This is a genomic window from Verrucosispora sp. WMMA2044, from assembly GCF_027497155.1.
Taxonomy (GTDB): Bacteria; Actinomycetota; Actinomycetes; order Mycobacteriales; family Micromonosporaceae; genus Micromonospora; species Micromonospora palythoicola.
The window spans coordinates 2,296,232-2,319,098 of record NZ_CP114913.1; the positions used below are offsets into that span (position 1 = coordinate 2,296,232).

The 22,867-nt window shown below is 72.5% G+C and carries 20 protein-coding genes and 1 pseudogene; 10 read left to right on the forward strand and 11 right to left on the reverse strand.

The window, feature by feature from the left end; translation table 11 throughout:
• Nucleotides 1-160: 160 nt before the first annotated feature.
• A complete protein-coding gene (locus O3597_RS10355) occupies nucleotides 161-580 on the forward strand; it encodes a YchJ family protein (protein WP_281603983.1) in 420 nt (139 codons plus the stop codon).
• Here O3597_RS10355 and O3597_RS10360 read toward each other — a convergent pair.
• The 5 genes and pseudogenes from O3597_RS10360 to O3597_RS10380 form a co-directional block, all read right to left on the reverse strand.
• A pseudogene (locus O3597_RS10360) lies at nucleotides 556-1,994 on the reverse strand (MFS transporter). The gene O3597_RS10355 and the pseudogene O3597_RS10360 overlap by 25 nt on opposite strands.
• 203 nt (nucleotides 1,995-2,197) lie before the next feature.
• Nucleotides 2,198-3,295 carry a hypothetical protein gene (locus O3597_RS10365; protein WP_281603984.1) on the reverse strand — a complete coding sequence of 366 codons (1,098 nt, stop codon included), beginning with the start codon at nucleotides 3,293-3,295 and terminating at the stop codon, nucleotides 2,198-2,200.
• Between the two features lie 268 nt (nucleotides 3,296-3,563).
• Nucleotides 3,564-4,169 (reverse strand): lytic polysaccharide monooxygenase, encoded by a 606-nt coding sequence (locus O3597_RS10370; protein WP_281603985.1) that lies wholly within the window; start codon nucleotides 4,167-4,169, stop codon nucleotides 3,564-3,566.
• 550 nt (nucleotides 4,170-4,719) lie between these two features.
• Nucleotides 4,720-5,463: a hypothetical protein gene (locus O3597_RS10375; RefSeq protein WP_281603986.1), complete on the reverse strand. Its 744-nt coding sequence runs from the start codon at nucleotides 5,461-5,463 to the stop codon at nucleotides 4,720-4,722.
• Nucleotides 5,464-5,511: 48 nt separating this feature from the next.
• Complete coding sequence (locus tag O3597_RS10380; protein ID WP_281603987.1) at nucleotides 5,512-7,197, reverse strand: serine/threonine-protein kinase; 1,686 nt, start codon at nucleotides 7,195-7,197, stop codon at nucleotides 5,512-5,514.
• Nucleotides 7,198-7,435: 238 nt separating this feature from the next.
• Between O3597_RS10380 and O3597_RS10385 the strand changes: the two genes are divergently transcribed.
• Nucleotides 7,436-9,010: an FMN-binding glutamate synthase family protein gene (locus O3597_RS10385; protein WP_281603988.1), complete on the forward strand. Its 1,575-nt coding sequence runs from the start codon at nucleotides 7,436-7,438 to the stop codon at nucleotides 9,008-9,010.
• Between the two features lie 86 nt (nucleotides 9,011-9,096).
• Here O3597_RS10385 and O3597_RS10390 read toward each other — a convergent pair whose 3' ends face one another.
• Nucleotides 9,097-9,807, reverse strand: coding sequence for a hypothetical protein (locus O3597_RS10390; RefSeq protein WP_164446843.1), 711 nt, complete (start codon nucleotides 9,805-9,807; stop codon nucleotides 9,097-9,099).
• 161 nt (nucleotides 9,808-9,968) lie between these two features.
• On the reverse strand, nucleotides 9,969-11,252 hold the full coding sequence (locus O3597_RS10395; protein ID WP_281603989.1) for a hypothetical protein: 1,284 nt from the start codon (nucleotides 11,250-11,252) through the stop codon (nucleotides 9,969-9,971).
• A 150-nt stretch (nucleotides 11,253-11,402) separates the two neighbouring features.
• Here O3597_RS10395 and O3597_RS10400 point away from each other — a divergent pair, with 150 nt between their 5' ends.
• The 3 genes from O3597_RS10400 to O3597_RS10410 are packed head-to-tail and all read left to right on the forward strand — an operon-like array spanning nucleotide 11,403 to nucleotide 13,620.
• A complete protein-coding gene (locus tag O3597_RS10400) occupies nucleotides 11,403-12,119 on the forward strand; it encodes a GntR family transcriptional regulator (RefSeq protein ID WP_164446845.1) in 717 nt (238 codons plus the stop codon).
• Nucleotides 12,116-12,943, forward strand: coding sequence for a sterol desaturase family protein (locus O3597_RS10405; RefSeq protein ID WP_281603990.1), 828 nt, complete (start codon nucleotides 12,116-12,118; stop codon nucleotides 12,941-12,943). Before O3597_RS10400 ends, O3597_RS10405 begins: the two co-directional genes overlap by 4 nt.
• On the forward strand, nucleotides 12,940-13,620 hold the full coding sequence (locus O3597_RS10410; RefSeq protein ID WP_281603991.1) for a lysoplasmalogenase: 681 nt from the start codon (nucleotides 12,940-12,942) through the stop codon (nucleotides 13,618-13,620). Before O3597_RS10405 ends, O3597_RS10410 begins: the two co-directional genes overlap by 4 nt.
• Here O3597_RS10410 and O3597_RS10415 read toward each other — a convergent pair.
• The gene (locus O3597_RS10415) at nucleotides 13,614-15,443 is read right to left on the reverse strand and encodes an AMP-dependent synthetase/ligase (RefSeq protein ID WP_281603992.1); all 1,830 of its coding nucleotides are present in this window, start codon (nucleotides 15,441-15,443) and stop codon (nucleotides 13,614-13,616) included. The genes O3597_RS10410 and O3597_RS10415 overlap by 7 nt on opposite strands.
• A 129-nt stretch (nucleotides 15,444-15,572) precedes the next feature.
• Nucleotides 15,573-16,802, reverse strand: a complete 1,230-nt coding sequence (gene manD / locus O3597_RS10420; protein WP_164446848.1) for a D-mannonate dehydratase ManD — start codon at nucleotides 16,800-16,802, stop codon at nucleotides 15,573-15,575.
• Between the two features lie 180 nt (nucleotides 16,803-16,982).
• Here manD and O3597_RS10425 point away from each other — a divergent pair, with 180 nt between their 5' ends.
• Nucleotides 16,983-17,600 (forward strand): hypothetical protein, encoded by a 618-nt coding sequence (locus O3597_RS10425; protein WP_281603993.1) that lies wholly within the window; start codon nucleotides 16,983-16,985, stop codon nucleotides 17,598-17,600.
• An 84-nt stretch (nucleotides 17,601-17,684) separates the two neighbouring features.
• On the opposite strand, the gene O3597_RS10430 is transcribed toward O3597_RS10425, so the two are convergent.
• Both O3597_RS10430 and O3597_RS10435 read right to left on the reverse strand, forming a co-directional pair.
• A complete protein-coding gene (locus tag O3597_RS10430; protein ID WP_281603994.1) occupies nucleotides 17,685-18,701 on the reverse strand; it encodes a CehA/McbA family metallohydrolase in 1,017 nt (338 codons plus the stop codon).
• The gene (locus O3597_RS10435) at nucleotides 18,694-19,428 is read right to left on the reverse strand and encodes a CBS domain-containing protein (RefSeq protein WP_281603995.1); all 735 of its coding nucleotides are present in this window, start codon (nucleotides 19,426-19,428) and stop codon (nucleotides 18,694-18,696) included. Before O3597_RS10435 ends, O3597_RS10430 begins: the two co-directional genes overlap by 8 nt.
• Nucleotides 19,429-19,609: 181 nt before the next feature.
• Here O3597_RS10435 and O3597_RS10440 point away from each other — a divergent pair, with 181 nt between their 5' ends.
• Genes O3597_RS10440 through O3597_RS10455 form a run of 4 tightly spaced genes read left to right on the forward strand, consistent with a single transcriptional unit; the run spans nucleotide 19,610 to nucleotide 22,866 of the window.
• Entirely contained in the window at nucleotides 19,610-20,605 is a 996-nt protein-coding gene (locus O3597_RS10440) for a hypothetical protein (protein WP_235944640.1), read from the forward strand.
• Complete coding sequence (locus O3597_RS10445; RefSeq protein ID WP_281603996.1) at nucleotides 20,602-21,057, forward strand: ABA4-like family protein; 456 nt, start codon at nucleotides 20,602-20,604, stop codon at nucleotides 21,055-21,057. The genes O3597_RS10440 and O3597_RS10445 overlap by 4 nt, the downstream gene beginning before the upstream one ends.
• Nucleotides 21,058-21,061: 4 nt before the next feature.
• Complete coding sequence (locus tag O3597_RS10450) at nucleotides 21,062-22,243, forward strand: histidine kinase (RefSeq protein ID WP_281603997.1); 1,182 nt, start codon at nucleotides 21,062-21,064, stop codon at nucleotides 22,241-22,243.
• Nucleotides 22,240-22,866, forward strand: coding sequence for a response regulator transcription factor (locus tag O3597_RS10455; protein ID WP_281603998.1), 627 nt, complete (start codon nucleotides 22,240-22,242; stop codon nucleotides 22,864-22,866). Before O3597_RS10450 ends, O3597_RS10455 begins: the two co-directional genes overlap by 4 nt.
• Nucleotide 22,867: the final 1 nt, after the last annotated feature.

Consider the following 22,867-nt stretch of genomic DNA (forward strand, 5'->3'; position numbering starts at 1 on the left):
TCGCCGTAGTCGCGGCGGCGGCTTTCCCGACAGTCTTGGCGGCCGAACGGCGGTGGCGGCGACGCGCCCCGGTGGCGGTGACGGTCTTGACGGCCGGTCGGCCTTTGCGGCCACGCGCCCCGGTGGCGGTGGCCGACGCCGCGACCGGAAGGATGGCGACGTGGCCACACGAGACAGACGACCGGCCGGCGGGTCCGAGGTGACCGGGGCGTGCCCGTGCGGGCAGGGCCTGCCCTACGCGGACTGCTGCGGGCGGCTGCACCGGGGTGAGGCCGACGCGCCCACGGCCGAAGCGCTGATGCGGTCCCGGTACGCGGCCTTCGCCGTCGGCGACCCGGACTACCTGCTGCGCAGCTGGCACTCCCGGACCCGTCCCCCTCGGCTGCACCTCGACCCCGCGCAGCGCTGGACGCGGCTGGAGGTGCTCGACACCGACCGCGGTGGCCTGTTCGACAGCACCGGCACCGTGCAGTTCCGGGCCCACTACCGGGACGGACGCGAGCCGGGCACGGTGACCGAACGCAGCCGCTTCGTCCGCGAGGACGGTCGATGGGTCTACCTGGACGACGACCTCGGCTGAAGCTGGTCACCGCCCGAGGCCGCCCCCGCCGGCACGAGCGGTCTCCGGTCGCCAGCAGGCCGGATCGCCAGGGCGGCCGCGATCAGCAGGTACGGCACGGCGGCGACCGCGAACGCCACCGGGTTCCCCGCCACGGTGGCGACCAGACCGTACCCGGCGTACACCGCGATGATCGTCAGGTCGGTGCCCATGCCGGCGACCGAGGTGACGGTGGCCCGCCCCGGCCCGGTGATCCGGGCCTGTAGTCGCGCGTCGGCCAGCACCGAGGCCAGTTGCAGGCCGCAGAAAGCCACCGCCACCAGACCGAATCCGGCCGGGTGCCCCACCAGCGCACCCGAGGCCAGGGCCAGCGCCGAGCCGGCCAGCAGCACCGCGTAGCCGCGACCGCCGAACCGCTGACCGACCGGAGCGAGCAGACCGCCGACGATCTGCCCGACCGTGACGATCAGGAGCAGCAGCGGCACGGTCGTCAGCGCGACTCCGGTGTCGCGGGCCAGCAGCGGCGTGTACTCGTCCAGGGCACCCCAGACGGCACCGACCCCGGCGACGAGCAGCACCGCCCGGCGCACCGGCCGGTGCCGCGGGCCTCGGCGACCCCCGCGCGCAGCCCCTTCCACCAGCCGAGCTCGTCCTCATCGGGGTCGGGTCCCGCCGTCGCGGTGTCTGCCGCGCTGACCACGGTTGGCACCGCCCTACCCAGGGCGGGAGCGGCGGAATCGACGCCGAGGCCGCGCGGCACGGTGTGGTCGGTGTCGGAGCGGCGCGGCACGGTGTGGTCAGTGGCGGGGCCACCGGGCAGGCAGGCGCCGTCGCCGGCCCGGTCGAGGTCCCGGCCGGCGGCCCGGCGGTCGTCGGGGAAGCGGACCGCGACGGCCGCGGCGAGCAGGCAGGCCGCCACGCTGGCCGCGCCGACCGCCGGGTAGCCACCGAACCCGAGCACCGGAGCGGCCAGCACGATCGACCCCAGCACTCCGACGGTGCCGGCGGTACGCGCCCGGCCGATGACGCGGGCATATCGGTCGGCGGCACCGAGCTTGTCCAGCTCGTCGAAGACCAACGCCTCCGTCGCGCCGGAGGCGAGTGCGCCGCCCGCTCCCCAGAGGACGAAACCGACGGCGAACGCCGGATAGGACGGTACGACGGTCCACAGGGCGAAGCCGGCGGCGGTGCACAGCGGGGCGAGGCAGAGCATTCGCCGCCGGGAGGTCGCGTCGGCCCAGGCGCCGGACGGCACCTCCAGCGCGATGCTGGCCAGCGACCAGATGACGAACAGCGAGGAGATCTGCCCGACCGACAGGCCGGTGTCGGCGAAGAGCAGCGCGTACACCGGGTAGAGCAGCACCAGGTCGGTGAGGAACGCGTACGCGTAGAGCGTGCCGGCCAGGCGGCGGGCACGCGGCGGGCTCGGGATCATCGGGGCCTTTCGAGGTGGGACGGGTCACGGACACCTGTTTCGCGGTGTCCGTGGCGGCCCACGGCCTCCGGTGACGGATCAATGTCGCCAGGTCATGGCGCTGATGGTAACGCCGCACGCGGCGGTTCCGCACGACCGGTCCGCAGCGGTCGACGGGATGCGGGCGGAACGGGGCCGATGCCGGCCCCGTTCCGCCCCGTCGGTCAGCGCTGCTCGCCGGTCTTCGGCAGCACGATCGTCGAGTCGCTTTCGGCGGAGTCGCGCGGTGCCGGCACCTGCGGGTTCGGGGCAACCACCTGGGTGGCGTCCGGGTCGCTCTCCGGCGGCGTCGAGGACTCCGGCGCTGGCCGCGTCGGGGCGGCGCTCTGGCGCGGCAGCGGCGTGGTCGCGTCGGGATCGTCGGCGGGCCCGGTAACGACCTGGGTCTCGTCGGCATCGAGCGGACGTCCGGTGACGACCTGGGTCGCCTCCGGGTCGTCGACGGACGACGAGCCGGCGGCGGACGGCACGGCGGGGTCAGCCACCTCACCGGTCACCGGGTGGGAGGTGTGGGGGGCGGCGCTGGTCGGTGCGGGTGCGGCGGGCTGCTCGTCGGTGTCGCGGCGGCTGGCGGAGTACGCCCGGGCGTGCTCGGCGATGGTCCGTGACTCCTGCTCCGCCCGGGCGAGCCAGGACTCCCACCGGCTCTGCATCGGACGAATCAGACCTCCGCCGACGCCGACCACAAGGATGCCGCCGATGGTGGCCAGTACGGCGATCAGCACCGGTGTGGTCACCGCGGTGGCGACACCGATCTGGTTGAGCGCGGCGATGATGCCGAGACCGAGAATGAACGCCGAGGCGACGGTGGCCAGCAGCCGGCCGTAGGACAGCCCGCCGAGCGCGCCGGAGATGATGTCCTTCACCGCGCTGGCGATGGCGGCGGCCACGACCACGATGACGATCGCCACGAAGGCGCGGGGCAGCCATGCGATGACCCCGCCGATCAGGTCGGAGATCGGGTTCGGCCCCCAGACCCCGAAGGCCAGGTAGAGGGTGAGCAGCAGGATCCCGTAGTAGGCCAGTCGGGCGACGATGTCGCTGGCGTCGTAGCGGGATCGGGCCAGGGCCCGGCGGATACCGCCGCGTTCGACCGCACGGTCGAAGCCGACCCGTTCGAGCAGCCGGTTGACCAGCTTCAGCGCGGCCTTGGCCAGCAGCCAGCCGACAACCAGGATGGCCACGAAGGCGAGCGCCTTGGGCAGGAAGAGAAGTATCGAGCGGAGGGTGTCCCCCACCGCGTCACCGAAGTCGTCTCGCATCGGATGGTCCTCCACAGGGGCGGGTGGTTCGTCCGGCCCGACCTACCCCACCGCTTCGGCACAGAAACACCACCCCGGGGTACGCCGCTGAGCTGAACCGCCGCCCGCCCGGATCTGTGGCAGCGACGGTGGTCTGTGGCCGGCGTGTCGAGCGCCAGGGCTGCCACGGATCGGGATCGTCATCCGCCGACCGGGCATCGCACGACGGGTGCGGCCCAGGACCTCGGTCCTGGGCCGCACCCGTGGGACGGATGGTGGAGCTGGTCGATCAGACGAAGTTCACGTCACTGCACCACATGTACGCCTGGTCGAGGTGCGAAGCCTGCCAGATGACGAAGACGATGTGGCGTCCGGTGTAGCCGGAGGTCGAGACGTTGAACGAGATGTTCTGCGCGGGCGCGTACCTGCCGGTCTGCGTGATGAAGTCGAGGTTGCCCCAGCCGAGCCGCTGGGTGGTGGGGTCGAACCCCTGCTTGCTGACGTAGACGCGGAAGAAGTCGGCGCCGTGGCTGGCCTGGTCGTACAGCTGGACCGTGAAGTTGCGGCTCACGTTCATCGTCCGCCAGGCACCCGGCTGGTTCAGGCTGTTGTTCCTGGACAGCCCGTTGCTGCACAGCTGCCCGTCCGGGGTGCGGCCCTGGAAGTTTCCGCCCAGACCGTCCCGCAGCGCGCTCATCCAGTTCCACATGGTGTCGGGGTTGGCCTGGAACGCCTGCCAACACATGGGGTCCTGCTGCTGCATGGCCGGGTTCGTGTGCTGACTTCCCCAGCTCTGCCAGCACTGGTAGGCGCGGGAGGCCGGGTTGATGATGGTGCCGTGAGCCTGGGCCGGGGTGGCCCAGGGCAGCACGCCAACGATCATCGCGAGTAGCACGGCAAACACCCGAAGGGGCTGGCGGACGGCTGACCGGGACCGCCCGCCGCTCTGATCGGGCCTGCGTGAACGCATGTGCGTCCTCCGTTCCTCGGTGGTGTCGGTGGATGGGAGCGCTTCCAACGCCAGACAAGCATCGAGTCGCATAAATGTCAACAATGATCTTAATTGGTGCCACTGTGTCCCGAGCCGGCCGGAGTCACCGTGAAGGGCACCAATGCCCCATCTGTGCTGCGACGATGACACCCCTCCGCCACCCAACCGATCACCCGAACGACGTCCCAGATCGAAACTTTCGGTTGTTGACGGCCCGCGATTCATAGTGCGAGAGCGGCGTCGGGCCGGCTCGTTCCAGAGGCGAATGTTGGTGTGGCCGGCAGAGGTCGTCAGGTCGCGTCCGCAGCGAGCAGCGGCAGCCGCTGGGCGCGGCGCTGCCCGGTTCCACGGCGCTGCCCGGTTCCATGGCGTAGGCGATCAGGACGGGGCCGCTGCATCCCGGGGCGGGTAGGCGTCCCAGCCCCAGACGCATCCGACCACCGGCCTGGCGGAGTCAGCCTGGACAGGCGTAGCTGACCTCGGTCGCCGCCTGCGCCGGTGCCGGCGACACGATGTTCACCGTCGCGGTCTCCGTGGTGCTGCCGACCCCGGTGAACGACCAGCGCAACGTCAGCGTGACGCTACGCTGTCCCCGACCGACGCGCTCGGTGAGCAGAGCACCTGGCGCACTGCCGGTCCGCAGCCACTGATACTCGATCACGCCCGCGCTGCCGTTGGTTCGCACGGTGGCGACCACGTCGACGGTGACGTCGCAGCGTGCGCCGGCCGGTCGGGGCACGCTCGCGGTTACATCGGCGATCTCCAGCGGGCTGAGTCGCTGCCAGATCCACAACCCCACCGCGGTCAGCAGTGCGAGGCTCAGCAGCGCGGAGAGCACGGTGGTCAAACGACGCCAGGGTGACGGCCGGCGCGGCGGCGCGGGTGCCGGCCAGGCCGGTGCCGCTGGCGGGGCGACCGGCACGCCGGGACCGAACCGCAGCTCGCCGCCGGGCGCGGGCAGGGCCGTGCCGCCGGTACGCGTACCGACCGTGACATTCGCGGCCATCGTGTCTCCCCCGGTCCCAGCCAGCGACAGCGTCGGCTCCGCACGGTCGAGTGAGAGCGTCGGCTCCGCACCGTCGAGTGACGCCTTAGGTGCGGTCACGGACGGCGGGTGTGCGGGCAGGGTGACAGTCCGCTCGGCCGGTACCCGTTGGGTGGGCAGGGCCTCCGTGGCGTCGTCGTCCGGCTGATTCACGCTGTCGTCTCCTGCGTTCGTCGCGGGCCTGGGTGCGGGGGCGGCTGGTCAGCCGGGGGTGCAGAAGGAGTAGAGCGTCACGTGCACCGTCGCACCGCTGGTGGTGTTACCGACGGCGTCGGTGGCCAGGACCGCGACCGGGATCCGCGTGGTCGCTCCAGGCCTGGGCAGGTCGCCGAGCACGCCCCGGAACTGGCCGCCACGCAGCTGAGCCATGTTCTGCTCGTACGAACGCTTTTCGAGCGTGTAGCGCAGACGGACCCGCAGCTCACCCGAGTCGGTACGGTCGTCGGCGACGAGCGCGGTGACCGTGCTCGCGGTCGGTCCGAACGGGCAGCCCGCCGGATCCAGTTCGGTCGGACTCGCGGTGACCCGGTCGACGGTGGGCGCGGTGGTGTCCGACGGCGGTGCGGGACTGGTGGACGACGTGGGCACCGGCGTCACGGTCGGTGAGCCGCCCGGGGGACGCACCGACCGGCTCGGCTCGACCGTTGTGCCGCCCGTCGGGACGGTCCCCGTACCGGTCGGGGTGGGTGGACCGGGGGTGCCGACCGTCGGCACGTCGGACGTTGGCGTCGGCTGCTGTGCGGCCGGAACTCCGACGGTCGGGACGGTCCCGGCGGTCAGATCCGTGCGGGCCTCGGTGGCCGCCGCCGCACCGACCGACGGTGGCTCGTCCTTCCCGGCGTAGCTGAGCCCGGCAACGCCGACCAGCATCGCCGCCACCAGGCCGGACCCGACCAGCGCCGCCCGGGACCGTCCGGTCCGTCGAGGTACGGATCCGCCGGCGGCCTCGCCCACCGGTGTCGGCGCATAGACACCGACCGCCGTGCTGGCCACGCTGATGCCGCCCCCGCTGCCGTCCGGGAACGGAAACAGAGCCGCCAGCAGCGCTGCCCGGCGAGCCAGCTCGCGCCACCCTCGTTCCTCCCAGTCGTCCCCGTAGGCACCGGCGGCTACCTCTTCCAGGCTGGCGAGGAAGACCTGCGCGGGCTGTGGACGGTCGTCGGGCCGCTTGGCCATCCCGTCGCGCAGTAGGCCGTGCACCGGGCGCGGCGCCCGATCGGTGGGGATCGGCGCCCGGATGTGCTGCCGGCGCAGTGTGGCCAGATCCCGCCCGTCGAACGGCGGGTGGCCGGTGAGGCATTCGAAGAAGGTGGCGGTGGCGGCGTAGATGTCGCAGGCCGGGCTGGCCGGCGCACCGGACCACTGCTCGGGAGCCATGTAGCTGGGGGTGCCGGTGACAGTGCCACCGGAGGCGGCACCGACCGGCATGGCGATGCCGAAGTCGGCGAGCTTGCTCGTGCCCTCGGCAGTCACCAGCACGTTCTCGGGTTTGTAGTCACGATGCACCACGCCGCGCGCGTGCGCCGCACCGAGCCCGGCCAGGGAACCCTTGAGCACGCAGAGCGCCGACTCCGGTGTGGTGGGGCCCTGCGCACGCAGCATCTGGCGCAGCGACACGCCGTTGACCAACTCCATCACGATCGCCGCACCGCCGGACGCCTCGACGTACTCGTAGAGGCTACAGATGTGCGGGTCGTCGATGTCGGCAAGCCGCCGCGCCTCGTCCCGGAAGTCGGCCCGCAACAGCTCGTCGTCGGGCCCGGTGGTCAGATACTTGATCGCCACCGCGGTGCCGGTGGCGTCGTGCACGGCGAGATCGACGCTGCCGGAGGCACCGGCACCGAGCCGACGGACCGGGGTGTAGCCGGAGACCTGCCAACCGTTCATGTCGCCACTATCCGCGACAGGCGCAAGTGGACGGTGCCGCTGAACACGCGATCATTATCGCCACCGCCGCCGGTGACGCCATCGGCCCGGCGGGTGCACCGACCTCACCGGGTGGATACCTGGCGAGTCGTCCGGTGGGCACGGTCGGCGGCCTTCCGCTGCGCCTGGTGCGGCCGACCGGCCCTGAGCTGCACCGCCCCGACGTTTGACCGGGGGCGGCGGCGGAAAGTGTGGCGGGATGAGATGGGCCCGTCACGCCGTACCCGCCGCCGTCACCGCGCTCGCCGCGCTCGCCGCCCGTGATCTGCTGCAACGCGAGCACGCGCTGAGGCGCAACTTTCCGCTGCTGGGTCGGGCCCGCTACCTGCTCGAATCGATCGGCCCGGAGCTGCGCCAGTACATCGTGGCGGGCAACAACGAGGAACGTCCGTTCACCCGGGACCAGCGCCGCTGGGTGTACGCCTCGGCGAAACGGCAGAACAACTACTTCGGGTTCGGCACCGACAACGACATCGAGTACACCCCGGGATACCCGGTCATCAAGCACCGCACCTTCGGCCGGGCGGTCCCTGCCTCGACGCCGACGATCGGGCACGAGGTACGGCTGCCGGCGGCGAAGGTGCTGGGAGGCGCCCGCCGACGTACCCACGCCTTCCGCCCCGAGTCGGTGGTGACCATCTCGGGGATGAGCTTCGGCTCCCTGTCCGGTCCGGCCGTCGAGGCGTTGAACCGAGGCGCGGCGATCGCCGGCTGCCTGCACAACACCGGCGAGGGCGGGCTGTCGGCGTACCACCGCCACGGCGGGGAGCTGATCCTGCAGCTGGGTACCGCGTACTTCGGCTGCCGTGACGATCAGGGCCGCTTCGACCTGGCTCGGCTCAAGGAGGCCGTGGCCGGCGCGCCGGTACGGGCGCTGGAGATCAAACTCAGTCAGGGGGCCAAACCCAGCTTGGGTGGCCTGCTGCCGGCGGCGAAGGTGTCGGCGGAGATCGCCGCCAGTCGGGGGATCCCGATCGGGCGGGACTGCGTCAGTCCGTCGCGGCACGCGGAGTTCTCCGACTGCGACAGCCTGCTCGACTGGGTGGAACTCCTGGCCGCCGAGACGGGTCTGCCGGTCGGTATCAAGTCGGCCGTGGGTGACCTCGATTTCTGGACCGAGCTGGCCGACCTGATGCGCGACACCGGCCGGGGCGTCGACTTCGTCACCATCGACGGCGGCGAGGGCGGCACCGGTGCCGCGCCGCTGATCTTCACCGATTCGGTGTCGCTGCCCTTCCAGCAGGGCTTCGCCCGCGTCTACCCCGTCTTCGCCGAACGTGATCTGCACGAGCAGGTCGTCTTCGTCGGATCCGGCAAGCTCGGTCTACCCGACAACGCGGTGGTCGCGTTCGCGCTCGGCTGCGACATGCTGGCGGTGGGGCGGGAGGCGATGCTGGCGATCGGCTGCATCCAGGCGCAGAAGTGCCACGCCGACACCTGCCCCACCGGTGTGGCCACCCAGAACGCCTGGCTGACCCGAGGGCTGGACCCGGCATCGAAGGCGGTCCGGGCGGCGCACTACATCAAGACGCTGCGCCGGGACCTGATGAAGGTCGCCGAGGCGTGCGGGGTGGAGCATCCCGGGCTGATCGACGCCGACGCCGTGGAGATTCTCGGCGGGCGGACCAGCGCCACCCCGCTGCGCGAGGTGTACGGGTACCGGCCCGGCTGGGGCCTGCCGTCGGCGGCCGACCGCAAGGCGGTGGTGGAGCTGATGTCCACCGAGGCGCCCCAGGGCGGCAGTGCTCCGCCGTCACCGACCGCCCAGGGCTGACGCCGGCGGTCACACCGGCCGTCGACGGGAGCCACCGTGCGGGCCGGTCGAGGTCGGCCCGCACGGTGGCTCCGCCGCATGGCGGGTCAGCGGCGGGCCCCGGCTCCTCCTCCGGCGACGTCGACGGCCACCACGAGGGGTCGGTTCGGTGTCGTTGCCCCCGCGGGTCGTACCGGTCGGGTCGCGAGGGTGGACGGGATGATCGGTACCGGTCGAACCGGTCGCCAGAGCAGGTTGACCGTGGCCCCGCCGGGACACGACAGGCGTTGCCGGCTGCGGTAGCCCAGCCGGCGGTAGAGCCGGAGGTCGTCGTCGCCGTGCGCCTCCGCGTACGTCGGCAGGCCGACGTTGTCCATGTGGCGGTGGCTGCCGGCGAGGACGGCGGCGGCCTGACCGGCCCGGTCGGGATCCGGCGGGGCGGCGAGAAACGCGAGGTGGTTGTGCGCCTCGGCGGGACGCCGTGCGGCAAGGAGGTGATCGACCCGCCGGAAGCGCACGGCGTGTTCTCCGCTGGCGTCGTCGAGTCGCTCGTCGTAGCGAGGTGGCGGCGGGATCGGGCGGTAGCGATGGAACCAGACGGTGGCGGCGGTCCCGTCCCGGAGCAGGAACGCGTCGCCGAACAGCAGGGCGTGCTCGGTCCAGATGCGGGCGACGGCGGCGATCACGGCGGGGCGCCGCCGCTCGTCGGGCACGAGCCACGCGCCGAGGTGGGTCGGAACGATGGTGGCGGTGAGCAGGTCGACGATCCAGTCGAGATCGCACCATCGGGCACGGTTGACCGGCAGGTTGACGTGCATGACTACTCCTGGCGAGGCTGAGGTCGATAGGACGGTGACGGGCCCGCGCCACGGAGACAGGCGCGCAGGCCCGGGGACGGTCCGCGGTGTGCGGCCGTCGGAGGGTGCCGCGGCGTGCGACCACGACCGGCGGGGCGGCGTGGACGGGACCTGCGCTCCGGTCAGGCGGGCCGGCTGCGCGGACGTGGCGAGCGGGAGGGCTGCCGCCGGTCACGCGTCGATCGGGTCACCCGACCGCTGACCGGCGGGGGCGACCAGCCGGCCGCAGCCAGGTCGGCCGTACCGCTGTGCGAGTTCGGCGCCGGCTCGGCGCCGCTGGTGCCGGGTGCCGGTGACGAGGGCGGAGTGTCCGGCGTGGAGTCGGCCTGCCGGTTCCGGTCGTGCTGTCCACCGTCGACGGCCCCCTGGTCGGGGGCCGACAGCGATGCCGCCGGGTAGTCGGACAGGTGACGGATGCGGTGGTCGGCGGCGCCGAGTGGTCGGGCGCTGTCCGGACCGAGGCCGATCCGGTCGGGGCTGCCCGGTCGCGCGGGTTCGGCCCCCGGTGCCGGTGGCGTGGGATCATCTGCCGGTGCCGGCGGCATGGTGGGGTCCGGGTTGGGGTGAGGGGTCGGGTCCGCCGGAGTCGGGGCGGGCTGGGGCAGTTCCACGACCGGCTCCAGCACGTCGAGGACCGGCTCCAGCAGGTCGAGGACCGGCGTCAGCTCCCGGAGGACCGGGTCCGTCCCCGCCACGACGGAGTCGAGCAGCGGCGACGCGGGGCACAGCAGCTCTGCGAGCACGGCGGTGAGCGGCCCGGCTTCGGCCTCGGGCAGCGCGGGCGGCCGCGCCGACGGGTCGTCGGGCCTGCTCGCGCTGGGCCGCGTGGCGGAGGGCTTCGCTGGCGGTGCCGCGTGCGGCGTCCCGGTCGCTACCCGAGGTGAGGTCGGCTTCGGTCTCGCCGCGCTCCGACCGGTCGACGGCGGCACCTGCCCAGCCGGCGTCGTCGCGTCGGCCGGTGGCGCGGCGTCCTGCCGTGGTTGCCCACCCGCCGGCCCCGCGTCGACGGGTGGTGCCGGCTCGTCGGATGAGTGCGGTCGGGGCGGATCGGCCCTGGGTGGACGGGCCGGCGGCGCGGGTGGGGCCGGCGGCGGGCGGTCCCGGGGCGGGTGGGCCAGGACGGACGGATCCGACCGGAGTTGGACGTCGCTGGCAGGTGCACCATCAGAGCCAGATCGGCCAGGTAGGACCGGAGCGAGCAGGCCGCGAACGAGGTCGGCGGCGCGGGAAGCAGCCTCGTCGCGATCGGCGGCCCGCTCGTCACCAACGGCGGCCGGCGGTTTCCCGCCGGCCTGGGCGACATCGGTCACGGCGACGTCGTAGGCGTACCACGCCGCCCCGGCGACCACGGTCAGGAACCCGAGTCGCAGGGCCGCCCGGACGAGGCCAGGCCGTCGTCTCCGCACCGGCGCCTCCCGTACCCGACCGCCACCCACTGCGAACGCACCCTAACTCACCGCGACAGCATGGTCACGAGCCACGGGCGTGTCGATCCGCGGTCGCCAACTGGTCCAACCAGTTGACGGGTTGATGTGTGCTGAGCCACACTGCCTGGCATGGCATTCGTCCCCGTCACCCGGGCCTCCGTCTCCGACCTGGTCTTCGGACAGTTGCGCGACGCGATCGTCAGCGGCACGTACCGCACCGACGACGCCCTGCCCGGCGAACGGGAGTTGGCAGCGGCCTTCGAGGTGAACCGGCACGCGGTACGGGAGGCGCTGCGGCGGTTGCAGCAGCTCGGCCTGGTCCGGATCAGTCAGGGCGGAGCCACCCGGGTGCTGGACTGGCGGGTGCACGCCGGCCTGGACCTGGCGCTGTCACTCGTACGCTCCGGCGACGTCCTGCCGGTCGCCACCCTGGTACGCGACATGATGGACATGCGGGCCTGTATCGGCGTGGACGCCGCCCGCCTGTGCGCCCGGCGCGCCGACGACGTGGCGCGACGACGGATCCTACGGGCGGTCGAGGAGTTCGCCGACCTCGCGCCCGACCTGACCGCCATGGGTGAGGCCAACATCGCCGTGTGGCGGCTCATCCTGGACGGCTGCGGCAACACCGCGTACCTGCTGGCCTTCAACAGTCTGGTGGCCGGTGCCCTGGCGGTGGCCGAGGTGCCGCCGCAGCGGCGCGCCACCGAACTGCTCGACGTGGCCGGGCACCGCCGGTTGGCCTCGGCCATCGCCGACGGCCGGGACGTCGAGGCCGCCGAACAGGCCCGGTCCCTGCTCACCGCCGCGTTGACCGCTCCGACCAGAAAGGACAGCCGGGCATGATCCCCGCCGTGCTCTACGCCATCCCCGCGTTCCTCCTGCTCATCACCGTCGAGGCGCTGTCGTACCGGTTCGCGCCCGATGACGCCGAGCGCGGCTACGAGGCCCGGGACACCGCAACCAGCCTGACCATGGGCGCCGGCAGCCAGGTCATCGGGGTGCCGTGGAAGCTGCTCACGATCGGCCTGTACGCCGCCGCGTACACCATCTCGCCGTTGCGCCTCTCCCCCGGTGACTGGTGGGTCTGGGTGCTGTTGTTCTTCGCCGACGACTTCGCCTACTACTGGTTCCACCGGGCGCACCACGAGGTCCGTCTGCTGTGGGCGGGGCACGTGGTGCACCACTCCAGCGTGTTCTTCAACTTCTCCACGGCGCTGCGGCAGAGCTGGATGCCGATGACCTCCCTGCCCTTCTGGCTCGGTCTGGCCCTGCTCGGCATCCCACCGTGGATGATCTTCCTACAGCAGTCGATCAGCCTGCTCTACCAGTTCTTCCTGCACACCGAGCGGATCAATCTGCTACCCCGGCCGATCGAGTTGCTGTTCAACACCCCCTCCCACCACCGGGTGCACCACGGCTCGAACACCGAGTACCTGGACCGCAACTACGGCGGCATCCTGATCGTCTGGGACCGGATCTTCGGCACCTTCCAGGCCGAGGGGGACGCGGTCCGGTACGGCCTGACCAAGAACATCGGCACCTACAACCCGCTGCGGGTGGCGACCCACGAGTACGCGGCGATCTGGCGGGATCTGCGCACCGCCAGCTCGTGGCGGGAGCGGATCGGCTACCTGCTGCGCCGACCGGGCTGGCAGCCGGCCCGGTGACCGCCGCGACGAGCAGCACCGGCCCGGAGCGGCGACCCATGGGCGTACGGCAGCGGTGGCCGCACCGGGACTCGGCGTTGCTCTGGACGTTCGCCGTCGTGGTCGGCGTCGAACTGGTCGCCGTCGCCACCGACGTACCCGAGGTGCAGTGGTTGGCCAAGCCGCTGCTGGCGCCGCTGCTGCTGGCCTGGCTGTGGCGGATCCGCGCGGCGGACGTCCCGATCGCGGTCGGACTGGCCCTCGCCACCGCCGGGGACGTCGCACTCCTGGTGCCGTCGGACGTCGCGTTCCTGGTCGGCATGGGCTGCTTCCTCGGTACGCAACTGGCCTTCGTCAGCGCTTTCGTGCCTCGCCGCCGGCCCCGACCGGCGGCGGTGACCGGATACCTGGCGCTGTGGGCGGTGGCGAACGCGGTGCTGTGGCCACGGCTGGGCGAGCTGCGGCTACCCGTGCTCGGGTACAGCCTGGCGCTGTGCCTGATGGCGGCGACCGCCACCGCCCTCGGCCGACGGGTCGCGCTCGGCGGGGGCCTGTTCCTCGTCTCGGACCTGCTGATCGGTCTCGGCGCGGCCGGTACGACGGTGCCCGGGCACGGCGTGCTGGTGATGGCGACCTACAGCGCCGCGCTGTTCCTGATCAGCACCGGCTGGGCGGTGGTGCGGCACCGGCCTCAGTGACCGTGGTACAGGGCGGCCACGTCGTCGGCGAAGTGGTCCTGCACGGCCTCCCGCTTGATCTTGAGGGTGGGGGTGAGTTCCCCGTCCACCTCGGTGAGATCCCGGTACAGGATCCGGAAGGTCTTGACCTGCTCGGCCCGGGAGACGCTGCGGTTGGCCCGGTCGATCGCGACCTGGATCTCGTCACGTAGCTCCGGGTCGTCCCGCAACGCGGACACCGACGCACCGGGATGCCCGTGCTGCTCCCGCCAGCGCGTCCAGGCCTGCGGGTCCACCGTCACCAGAGCGGCGGGGTACGGCCGGCCGTCGGCCACCAGCATCACCTGACTGACCAGCGGATGCGCCCGGATGCGCTCCTCGATCGGCGCGGGCGCCAGATTCTTGCCGGCGGCCGTGACCATGATGTCCTTCGTCCGTCCGGTGATCCGCAGGAAACCGTCGTCGTCGATCGTGCCCAGGTCACCGGTGCGCAGCCAGCCGTCGTCGGTCAACGCCTCCCTGGTGGCCTCCGGGTTGTTCCAGTACCCGCCGAACACCACCTCGCCCCGGGCATGGATCTCACCGTCGTCGGCGATGCGGATCTCCACCCCCGGCAGCGGCCGCCCGACCGTGCCGATGCGCATCGCCGTCGGCAGGTTCGCGGTCAGCGCCGGGGAGGTCTCGGTCAACCCGTACCCCTCCAGCACCGTGATGCCCGCCCCCCGGAAGAAGTGCCCCAGCCGCTCCCCCAGCGGCGCGCCGCCCACAATGGCCAGCCGGCACCGCCCGCCGAGGGTGGCCCGCAGCCGGCGGTACGCGGCGAGGTCGAACACCAGATGCGCCAGGCGGAGCAGCCTCCCGGGCCCGCCCGGGGTTTCCAGGGCGCGGCTGTACCGCACGGCCGCCCGCTCGGCGAGGTCGAAGAGCCACCCCCGGTGGGTGTCCTCGGCGGTACGCCGGGCCTGGTCGCGCATCTTCTCGAACATCCGGGGCACGGCCAGGATGAAGGTGGGCCGAAACCGGCGTAGCTGGTCGAGGACCCCGGAGATGTCGGCACTGTGCACCATGGTCGCGCGGTTGTGCACCATGCCGATCTGGATCAGCCGGGCGAAGGCGTGCGCCAGCGGCAGGAACAGCACCGTCGACGCACCCGGGTGCAGCAACTCGGGCAGCACCGCGGTGGCGTTGCCGACGTCGGCGGACAGGTTGCGGTGGGCCAGCACGCAGCCCTTCGGTGGGCCGGTGGTCCCGCTGGTGTACACGATGGTGGCGACGTCGTCGCCGGTGACGACGGCGCGGCGGGCATCCACCTCGGCGGTGTCGACGGCGCGGCCCCGCGCCACCAGCTCGATCAGCTCGCCGGCGTCGATGCGCCAGGTCTGCCGCAACCCGGGCAGTTCGGAGCGCAGCTCGGCCACGGTGAAGGCGTGGTCGGCGGTCTCCAGCACGCAGCCGACCGCACCGGAGTCGCCGAGTATCCAGCGGATCTGGTCGGGGCTGGAGGTGTCGTAGATCGGCACGGTCACCGCACCGATCGACCAGAGCGCGTAGTCGACGAGCGTCCACTCGTACCGGGTGCGGCTGAGCAACCCGATCCGGTGGCCGTGCCCGATGCCGGCGGCGACGAGACCGCGGGCCACCGCCGCCACGTCGTCGCGGAACTGCCGGCAGGTCACCGGCAGGGCGCCACCGCGGCCCGAGCGGCGCACCGGCCACGACCTCGGGTCCGGGTCGGGCCGGACGAACTGCACCGCGTCCGGATCCTCGGCCGCGTTGCGCCACACCTGCTCCGCCAGGCCGGCGTCGTCACCACCGACGACCGGCTCGACCGCTGTCTCCCGCACGCCCGCTCACCTGCCGTCGCGTCACCCGGCCAAGGCCATCCGAACAGATGGTGAACCGCTTTCCGACGCCGCACCGCGAAAAACCCCAAACCCACCCCCACGCCCAACTCCGTGCCTAAGGTGGGCGGGTCACCAGTCGTGGACGGTGCCGTCCTGGAGCCGGTTGAACGGCAGGTACGCCGGTTGGTACGGGAACCGGGCGGCCGCCTCCTCGTCCAGCTCGACGCCGAGGCCCGGTTGCTCACCCGGGTGCAGGTAGCCGTCGGTGAAGGTGAACGACTGGCGGAACACCTCGTTGGTGAGCGCGCCGTGCCGCATGTACTCCTGGATGCCGAAGTTGTGGATGGCCAGGTCGAGGTGGAGCGCGGCGGCCATGCCGACCGGCGAGATGTCGGTCGGCCCGTGGATGCCGGACTTGATCTGGTACTGCGCGGCGAAGTCGAGCAGCTTACGCATGGCGGTGATCCCGCCGGTGTGGGTGACCGCGGAGCGTACGTAGTCGATCAACTGTTCCCGGATCAGCGTCTGGTAGTCCCAGACGGTGTTGAACACCTCGCCGATCGCCAGCGGCGTGGTGGTGTGCCGCCGGACCAGCCGCAGCGCCTCCTGGTTCTCCGCCGGGGTGCAGTCCTCCAGCCAGAACAGGTCGTACGGTTCGAGGGCCTTGCCCAGCTTCGCGGCCTGGATCGGGGTCATCCGGTGATGCCCGTCGTGCAGCAACGGCAGCTCGGGGCCGAACTCGCTGCGCACCGCCTCGAAGACGCCGGGCAGGTGCCGCAGGTACGCCCGGGTGTCCCAGTCCTCCTCGGCCGGCAACGGGGTGCGCTGCGCCGGCTCGTAGTCGTAACGCTTGCCGTCGGCGCTGGGCTGGGTGGCCACCCCGTACACGGCGTTGATGCCCGGCACGGAGGTCTGCACCCGGATCGACCGGAAGCCGAGATCGAGGTGGGCCCGGATGGAGTCGAACAGCTCCGGCAGATCCCGCCCGGAGGCGTGACCGTACGCCATGATGCCGGTGCGGGACGCGCCGCCGAGCAGCTGGTAGAGCGGCATCCCGGCGGCCTTTGCCTTGATGTCCCAGAGCGCGACGTCGACCGCCGCGATGGCCGCCATGGTGACCGGCCCGCGCCGCCAGTACGCCGAACGGTACAGGAACTGCCAGGCGTCCTCGATGCGGTGGGCGTCGCGCCCGAGCAGCAACGGCACCACGTGGTCGCGCAGGTACGAGGCGACGGAGAGTTCGCGTCCGTTCAGCGTGCCGTCGCCGAGGCCGGTGAGGCCGTCCTCAGTGGTGATCTTCAGGGTGACGAAGTTGCGGTCCGGGCTGGTGACGATGACGTCGGCGGCCACGATCTTCACGAGGGGTGCCTTTCCCGCGGGCCGTCAACCCGGCGGCGGCACCGGCGGCGGGTCGGGGGGAACCCGCGTTGGGCTCGACGTTGTACTGGCCCGAGATGCTAGGCCACAACACCGCCGCGCCGCCATCCGCGGACGGGAACCCGCCGGAGGTGAATTCCGGTGGTGCGTACGATGCGGCTCATGGCGTTGTTGCACCGAGCGGACATCCGTCCCAGCAAGCTGGAACTGTTGGCGGCCTGGCTGCCGAGCCGCAACTGGTACACGGGCGGTGCCGAGGTGGCACGCGTGGCCGCGTACCGGTTCGACGACCCGGCCGGGCAGGTGGGCATCGAGACCCTCCTGGTACGCGGCGGCGACGGGCCGGTGCACCAGGTGCCGTTGACCTACCGTGGGACACCACTGGACGGAGCCGACGAGTGGCTGGTGGGCACCACCGAACACTCGGTGCTGGGCCGACGCTGGGTCTACGACGCGGTCGGCGACCCGGTGTACGCGGCCGCCCTGGCCGAGGCCATCCTGGCCGGCACCGGGCAGGCCGAGGAGTACTTCGAGGTCGACGGCCGGCGCGAGGTGCGCCCGCCCAGCATGGGCATCACCAGCGACGCGCCCGCGGTCGACGTGCCAACGGTCGGCGCGGTGCGCCGGGTGGTCGACGGCGACCCGACGCTCATCGTCACCGACACCGTCGAGATGGCCGTGATCCGCCGCCCCGGATCCGCCCCCGCGCCGGCCGGCGCCACGTTGACCGGTACCTGGGACGACGTACGGGCCCCGCTGGCGTACGCTGCGCCGCGCTGAGCCGCCACGTACGCCGCGCGGCCGGCCCCGCGCCGACCCGCCGCGCGAGGCGTCGACCGGCACCACGGCGGCGGGCGGCGCCGGTCAGGCCAGGATCACGGGGTTGGTGAGGGCCGCCATCCGCCGGTCCGGATTGCGCACCTCGGCCCGGACGAAGCCACTGTCCCGCGCGGTGGTGTGCCAGCGGACCGTGCCCGAGCCGTCCGCGGGCAGTCGTTCGCGGAGCACGGTGCCGCGCTCGGTGTGCAGACTGACGGTGCCGGCCGGTGCCCCGGACACCCGCACCCGTACCTCGATCGGTGCGCCGCCGGTGTCCAGGTGCTCACCCACGCCGACCACGCGGTCACCTGTCGTGGCGGCGAACGCCAGGTCGACGGCGGCGGAGCCGGCGATCCAGCTCCGGCCGGCGCGCAGGCCGGCGAGGATCGCCTCGACGCTCAACTCCTCGGCGTAGACCACGGTGTGCGGGGTGCCGAGCTGACCGGCGAGGTGGGTGTCGCTGTTGCCGAGCGCCGGCCACCACCGTCCCTGATGGATGTCGTGAGCGAGGTTGCGGCCCCACTCGGCCAACGCCGCCTCGTTGTCGGCGTTCCACGGCAGGTCCGAACGCCACTGTCCGTTCCACACCTCGACCGCGTCGAAGCACCGGTACGGGTAGGCCAGGGTTCCGGACTCGTACGGCGCGTACGGGTGGGCGGCCACGCAGAGACCGCCCGATCGGCGCACCAGGTCCAGGTGCCGGTCGACGACGTCGTCACGTACGCCGTAGCGCCATTCGACCTGGTGCCCGGGTTCCAGGCCGAGGGCGAGCCAGTGGCCGGTGTGGGTGGTGACCTCCTGACCGAGGATGACCAGCAGGTCGTCGCCCGCGTGCCGGCTCCAGTCACCGTGCCCGGCGGCGGTGTTGTGCTCGGTGGTGGCGACGAAGTCCAGCCCGATCTCGCGGGCGGCGGCGACGAGCTGCCCGGGGGTGAGTTCGCCGCCGGCCGAGCGCACCGTGTGCAGGTGGACGTCGCCCCGGTACCAGCCGGGTCCTCGACCCGCCACCCGCCGGGTCGGGTGCTGCGCCCCGTGCGGGTGCCGGAGCCGGTGGTCAGTCACGCGAGGGCCGCATGAGGCGCTCGGCGGAGCCGAACGCGTAGCCCCGCGACTCGATCAACTCCGAGTCGTCGCGTTCCCAGTCCAGTTCGTCGACCACCTCGACGACACCGGCGAGCCTGGCCGTGTGATCGGCCACCATACCGGCGAGGCTGCGACTCTCGACGGTGCCGGACAACGTCACCACACCGTCCGCCACGCCTACCGTCACGGTGTCCGGGGCGATCCACAGGCCGCGCAGGACGATGTCGACGACGTCGGCGCTGACCTCCTCGTCCGGCCGGGTGTGGATCCGCAGCAGGTCCCGCCGTGACACGATTCCGACGAGCCGTCGGTCGGCGTCCACGACCGGCATCCGCTTGACCCGTGCCGCCTCCATCCGTCGAGCCGCCGCGGCGACCGATGATGTCGGCTCGACCACGACCGCCGGCACGGTCATCAGGTCGGCGGCGACGGTGGCCTGTGCCTTCGCCGCCACCCGACGAACGCCGATGATCCGGCGGTGCCGCTCGTCCCCGGCAGCCTCGATCTTGTGCAACAGATCGGCTTCGGACACCACGCCGAGCACGCGCCCGTCCGGGTCCACCACGGGCGCGGCGCTCACCCCCCTGCCCATCAGCGTGTCGACCACCTCGCGGTACGAGGTGTCAGGCCGCACCGACACGACGTCACCTGTCATCACGTCGCCGACCGTCCACTGTGACTTTCGTTTCGAAGCTCTGGTGGTCATCGCCTGCCTCCCTGCCCGTCCAGCCTCGCACCGCCGCCGCGCTGTCGACAGAGGCGTTGGGCCCTGCCGCAGGACGGGGTTTCTCTCCTACCCGGGTAGGGGACGGCCATCCGACCATCGGCCGTGGTCGGGGCCAGTGGTCGGGCGACGTCGACCCGTACGCCGACGAGCATCTACAGGCATGACTGACAACCTGTCGCGGCGGATGAACCGGCACCGCCCCCTGATGGTCTTCGTCTCGGCAATGGCGGTGCTCGCCGTCGTCTGCGCGGTCGGCATCGTGGCCGACCAGCGGGTCGTGACCGGCGCGCCGATCTGGCTCAAGCCGTTCAAGTTCGCGGTGTCCTTCGTGCTGTACGGCGGCACCCTGGCCTGGCTGCTCTCGCTGCTGCGTCGGCGCAGCCGGATCGCGGAGTGGGCGGTCACCGTGGTGGTCGCCATGGGTGTGGTGGAGATGTGCGTCATCGTCGGGCAGGTGATCCGCGGCACCACCAGCCACTACAACGAGACCACCCCGTTGAACGCCGTGCTGTGGCAGCTGATGGGCGCGGCGATCATGGTGCTGTTCGTCGCGCACGTGGTCATCGGTGTCGCGGTGCTGCGGCAGCCGGTCGCCGGCCGCGCCGGCCGGTACGCGATCGGTCTGGGGCTCGGGCTGGCGGCGCTCGGCATGCTGGTGGCGGTACCGATGACCCTGCCGGCACAGGCTCCCGTGATCGAAGGCATCGCCGGGGCACACAGCGTGGGCGTGGCCGACGGGGGGCCGGGGCTGCCGGTGGTCGGCTGGAGCACCACCGGCGGGGATCTGCGCATCGGGCACTTCGTGGGGCTGCACGGGATGCAGGTGTTGCCGATCCTGGCGCTGCTGCTGAGCCGGATCGCCGGTGGTCGGCTGGACGAGCGCACCCGGGCGCGGCTGCTGCTCGTGCTGGGCGTCGGCTATGGTGCGGCGACCGTGCTGCTGACCTGGCAGGCGCTACGCGGGCAGCCGCTGCTGCGACCGGACACGCTCACCCTGACCGCCGTCGCGACGCTGGCGGTGGTGACCGTCGCCGCTGCCGGCGCGGTGCTGGCCCGCAGCGGGGCTCCGGCCGGCGGCGAGCACCGGCCAGCGGGCCCGGCGGGACCGCACAGCGAGCGGGTCGAGGGTGACGAGCGGACGGAGGTGACGGCGTGAGTGCCACGTTGTTCACGCTGACCTTCGCGGTGGCGGCACCCTTCTGGGCGTTGATGATCCTGCTGCCGACCTGGCGGGTGACCCACCGGATCATCCGGTCGCCGCTGATCGTGCTCCCGGCCGTGGTGATCTACGCGGTGCTGGTGATCCCGGCGTTCGGCGAGGTCCTGCCGGCCGTGGTGTCGCCCACCCTCGACGGCGTACGGGAGTTGTTGGGCGGAGCCGAGGGCGCCGCGGCGGCCTGGGCACACATGATCGCCTTCGACCTGTTCGTCGGCCGGTGGGCCTGGCTCGACAGCCGGGAACGGGCGGTCCCCCCGCTGGTGATGGCACCGGTGCTGGTGTCGACGATCCTGCTGGGGCCGCTCGGCCTGGCCGCCTATCTGCTCGTCCGCGCCAGATGGGCACCGCCGACGGCGACTTCTGGCCGCGAACCGCGACACCTAGGCTGAGGCCGTGGGCTGGGTGGGACGACTGTTCGACGCGCGCGACAGCCTCGTGCGGATGGTGCTGCTCATCCTCTCCGGCCTGGGCTACCTGTTCTTCGGCACCATGTCCGCACCGACCACCGTCCAGTGGGTGCTCGCGGTGCTGGCCTTCGCGGTCGGACTCTCGCTGCACCACCGGCCACTGGCCAACATGCTCACCCAGACCGCGCTGCTGGCGGTCGCGATCTGGCTGGTCGACGACTTCACGATCAACCAGGTGGGTGCCAGTTGGGCGCTGCTCGAACTGACCATGGCCGCCCACCGGAGCCGGACCATCTGGCTGGCGGCCGGGTTGCTGGCCGTGGTCGACCTGACCGACTCGATCGGTGACCCGCTGCCGCGCCTGCTCTCCGGTGTGTTCGGGCTGCTGCCGGAGGTCGGCGTGCCAGTGCTGCTCGGGCTGGTCATCCGGACCACCCGGGAGCTCGGGCAGCAGTCGCGGCGGCGGGCCGAGGAGGAGCAGCGGCGGCGCGAGTCGGAGAGCCGCGCCGCCCGCGCCGACGAACGCGGCGCCATCGCCCGGGAGCTGCACGACGTGGTCGCGCACCACGTGGCGTCGATGGTGCTGCGGGTCGGGGTGGCCCGGCACGTGCTCACCGACCTGGATCCCCGGGTCGGCGCGGTCTTCGACGACGTGCACGGCACGGGCACCGCGGCCCTTGCCGACCTGCGTCGGCTGGTCGCGGTGCTGCGTGACCCCGACGGCGTACGCGGCGACGCCGCACTGACCGCGATCGAACCGTCGGCGCTACCGGCCGCGCTCGGTGCCACGGTGGACCGGGCCCGGCAGGCCGGGATCGCCGTGATCGCCGACATCGACCCGGCGGTCGGTAGCCTCGACGCGGTACGCGGCCTCGCGGTGCTACGGCTCAGCCAGGAGGCGTTGACGAACGTGGCCAAGCACGCCGGTACCGACGCGGTGGCGCGACTGTCGGTGACCGTGGTCGACGGCGCCGTCCACTGGGAGGTGGTCGACGACGGTCGCGGCAGGGTGCCCGCCCCGGTGCCGGTCGGCGGCGGCCACGGCATCACCGGCATGCGCGAACGCGTCGAGGTCCTCGGCGGACAGTTGACGGCCGGACCGACCGGACCGGGCTGGCGGGTCGCCACCGTGCTGCCCGCCGGCCCGGCAGCGACGGAGCGCACATGATCCGGGTACTGCTTGTCGACGACCAGCACCTCATCCGCGCCGGCCTGCGCATGCTCTGCGAGGCCCAGCCCGACATCGAGGTCGTCGGCGAGGCCGACAACGGCCGGGACGCGATCGCCCTCGCCGCCCGGCTGGTGCCCGACGTCGTGGTGATGGACCTGCGCATGCCCGGCGTCGACGGGATCTCCGCGACCAGCCGGATCCTCGCCGACCGTCCCGGTGCCCGCGTCCTGGTGCTGACCACGTTCGGCGACGACGACCACCTCTATCCGGCGTTGACGGCCGGCGCCTGCGGCTTCCTGCTCAAGGACGCGCCGCCGACCGAGCTGCTCGACGGTGTGCGCCGCGCCGCGACCGGCGACAGCCCGTTCAGCTCGGAGGTGCTGCGCCGGCTGGTGCGGCGCGCGGTGCACGCCCGCACCGGGGCGCCGACGCCGGTCACCGGGCTGACCGCCCGGGAGCAGCAGGTGCTCGACCTGGTCGCCGACGGGCTGTCCAACGGCGAGATCGCCGAGCGGCTGCACATCGGCGTGACCACGGTCAAGTCCCACATCACCAGCCTGATGACCAAGACGGGCAGCCCCAACCGGGTACGCCTGGCACTGTTCGCCCGTGGCCTGTGAA

Coding starts and splice junctions, on each gene's coding strand:
- O3597_RS10385 (WP_281603988.1), top strand. CDS start 7,436: ATGAGATGGGCCCGTCACGCCGTACCCGCCGCCGTCACCGCGCTCGCC.
- O3597_RS10440 (WP_235944640.1), top strand. CDS start 19,610: ATGACTGACAACCTGTCGCGGCGGATGAACCGGCACCGCCCCCTGATG.
- O3597_RS10380 (WP_281603987.1), bottom strand. CDS start 7,197: ATGAACGGTTGGCAGGTCTCCGGCTACACCCCGGTCCGTCGGCTCGGT.
- O3597_RS10435 (WP_281603995.1), bottom strand. CDS start 19,428: ATGACCACCAGAGCTTCGAAACGAAAGTCACAGTGGACGGTCGGCGAC.
- O3597_RS10405 (WP_281603990.1), top strand. CDS start 12,116: ATGATCCCCGCCGTGCTCTACGCCATCCCCGCGTTCCTCCTGCTCATC.
- O3597_RS10455 (WP_281603998.1), top strand. CDS start 22,240: ATGATCCGGGTACTGCTTGTCGACGACCAGCACCTCATCCGCGCCGGC.
- O3597_RS10400 (WP_164446845.1), top strand. CDS start 11,403: ATGGCATTCGTCCCCGTCACCCGGGCCTCCGTCTCCGACCTGGTCTTC.
- O3597_RS10365 (WP_281603984.1), bottom strand. CDS start 3,295: ATGCGAGACGACTTCGGTGACGCGGTGGGGGACACCCTCCGCTCGATA.
- O3597_RS10390 (WP_164446843.1), bottom strand. CDS start 9,807: ATGCACGTCAACCTGCCGGTCAACCGTGCCCGATGGTGCGATCTCGAC.
- O3597_RS10425 (WP_281603993.1), top strand. CDS start 16,983: ATGGCGTTGTTGCACCGAGCGGACATCCGTCCCAGCAAGCTGGAACTG.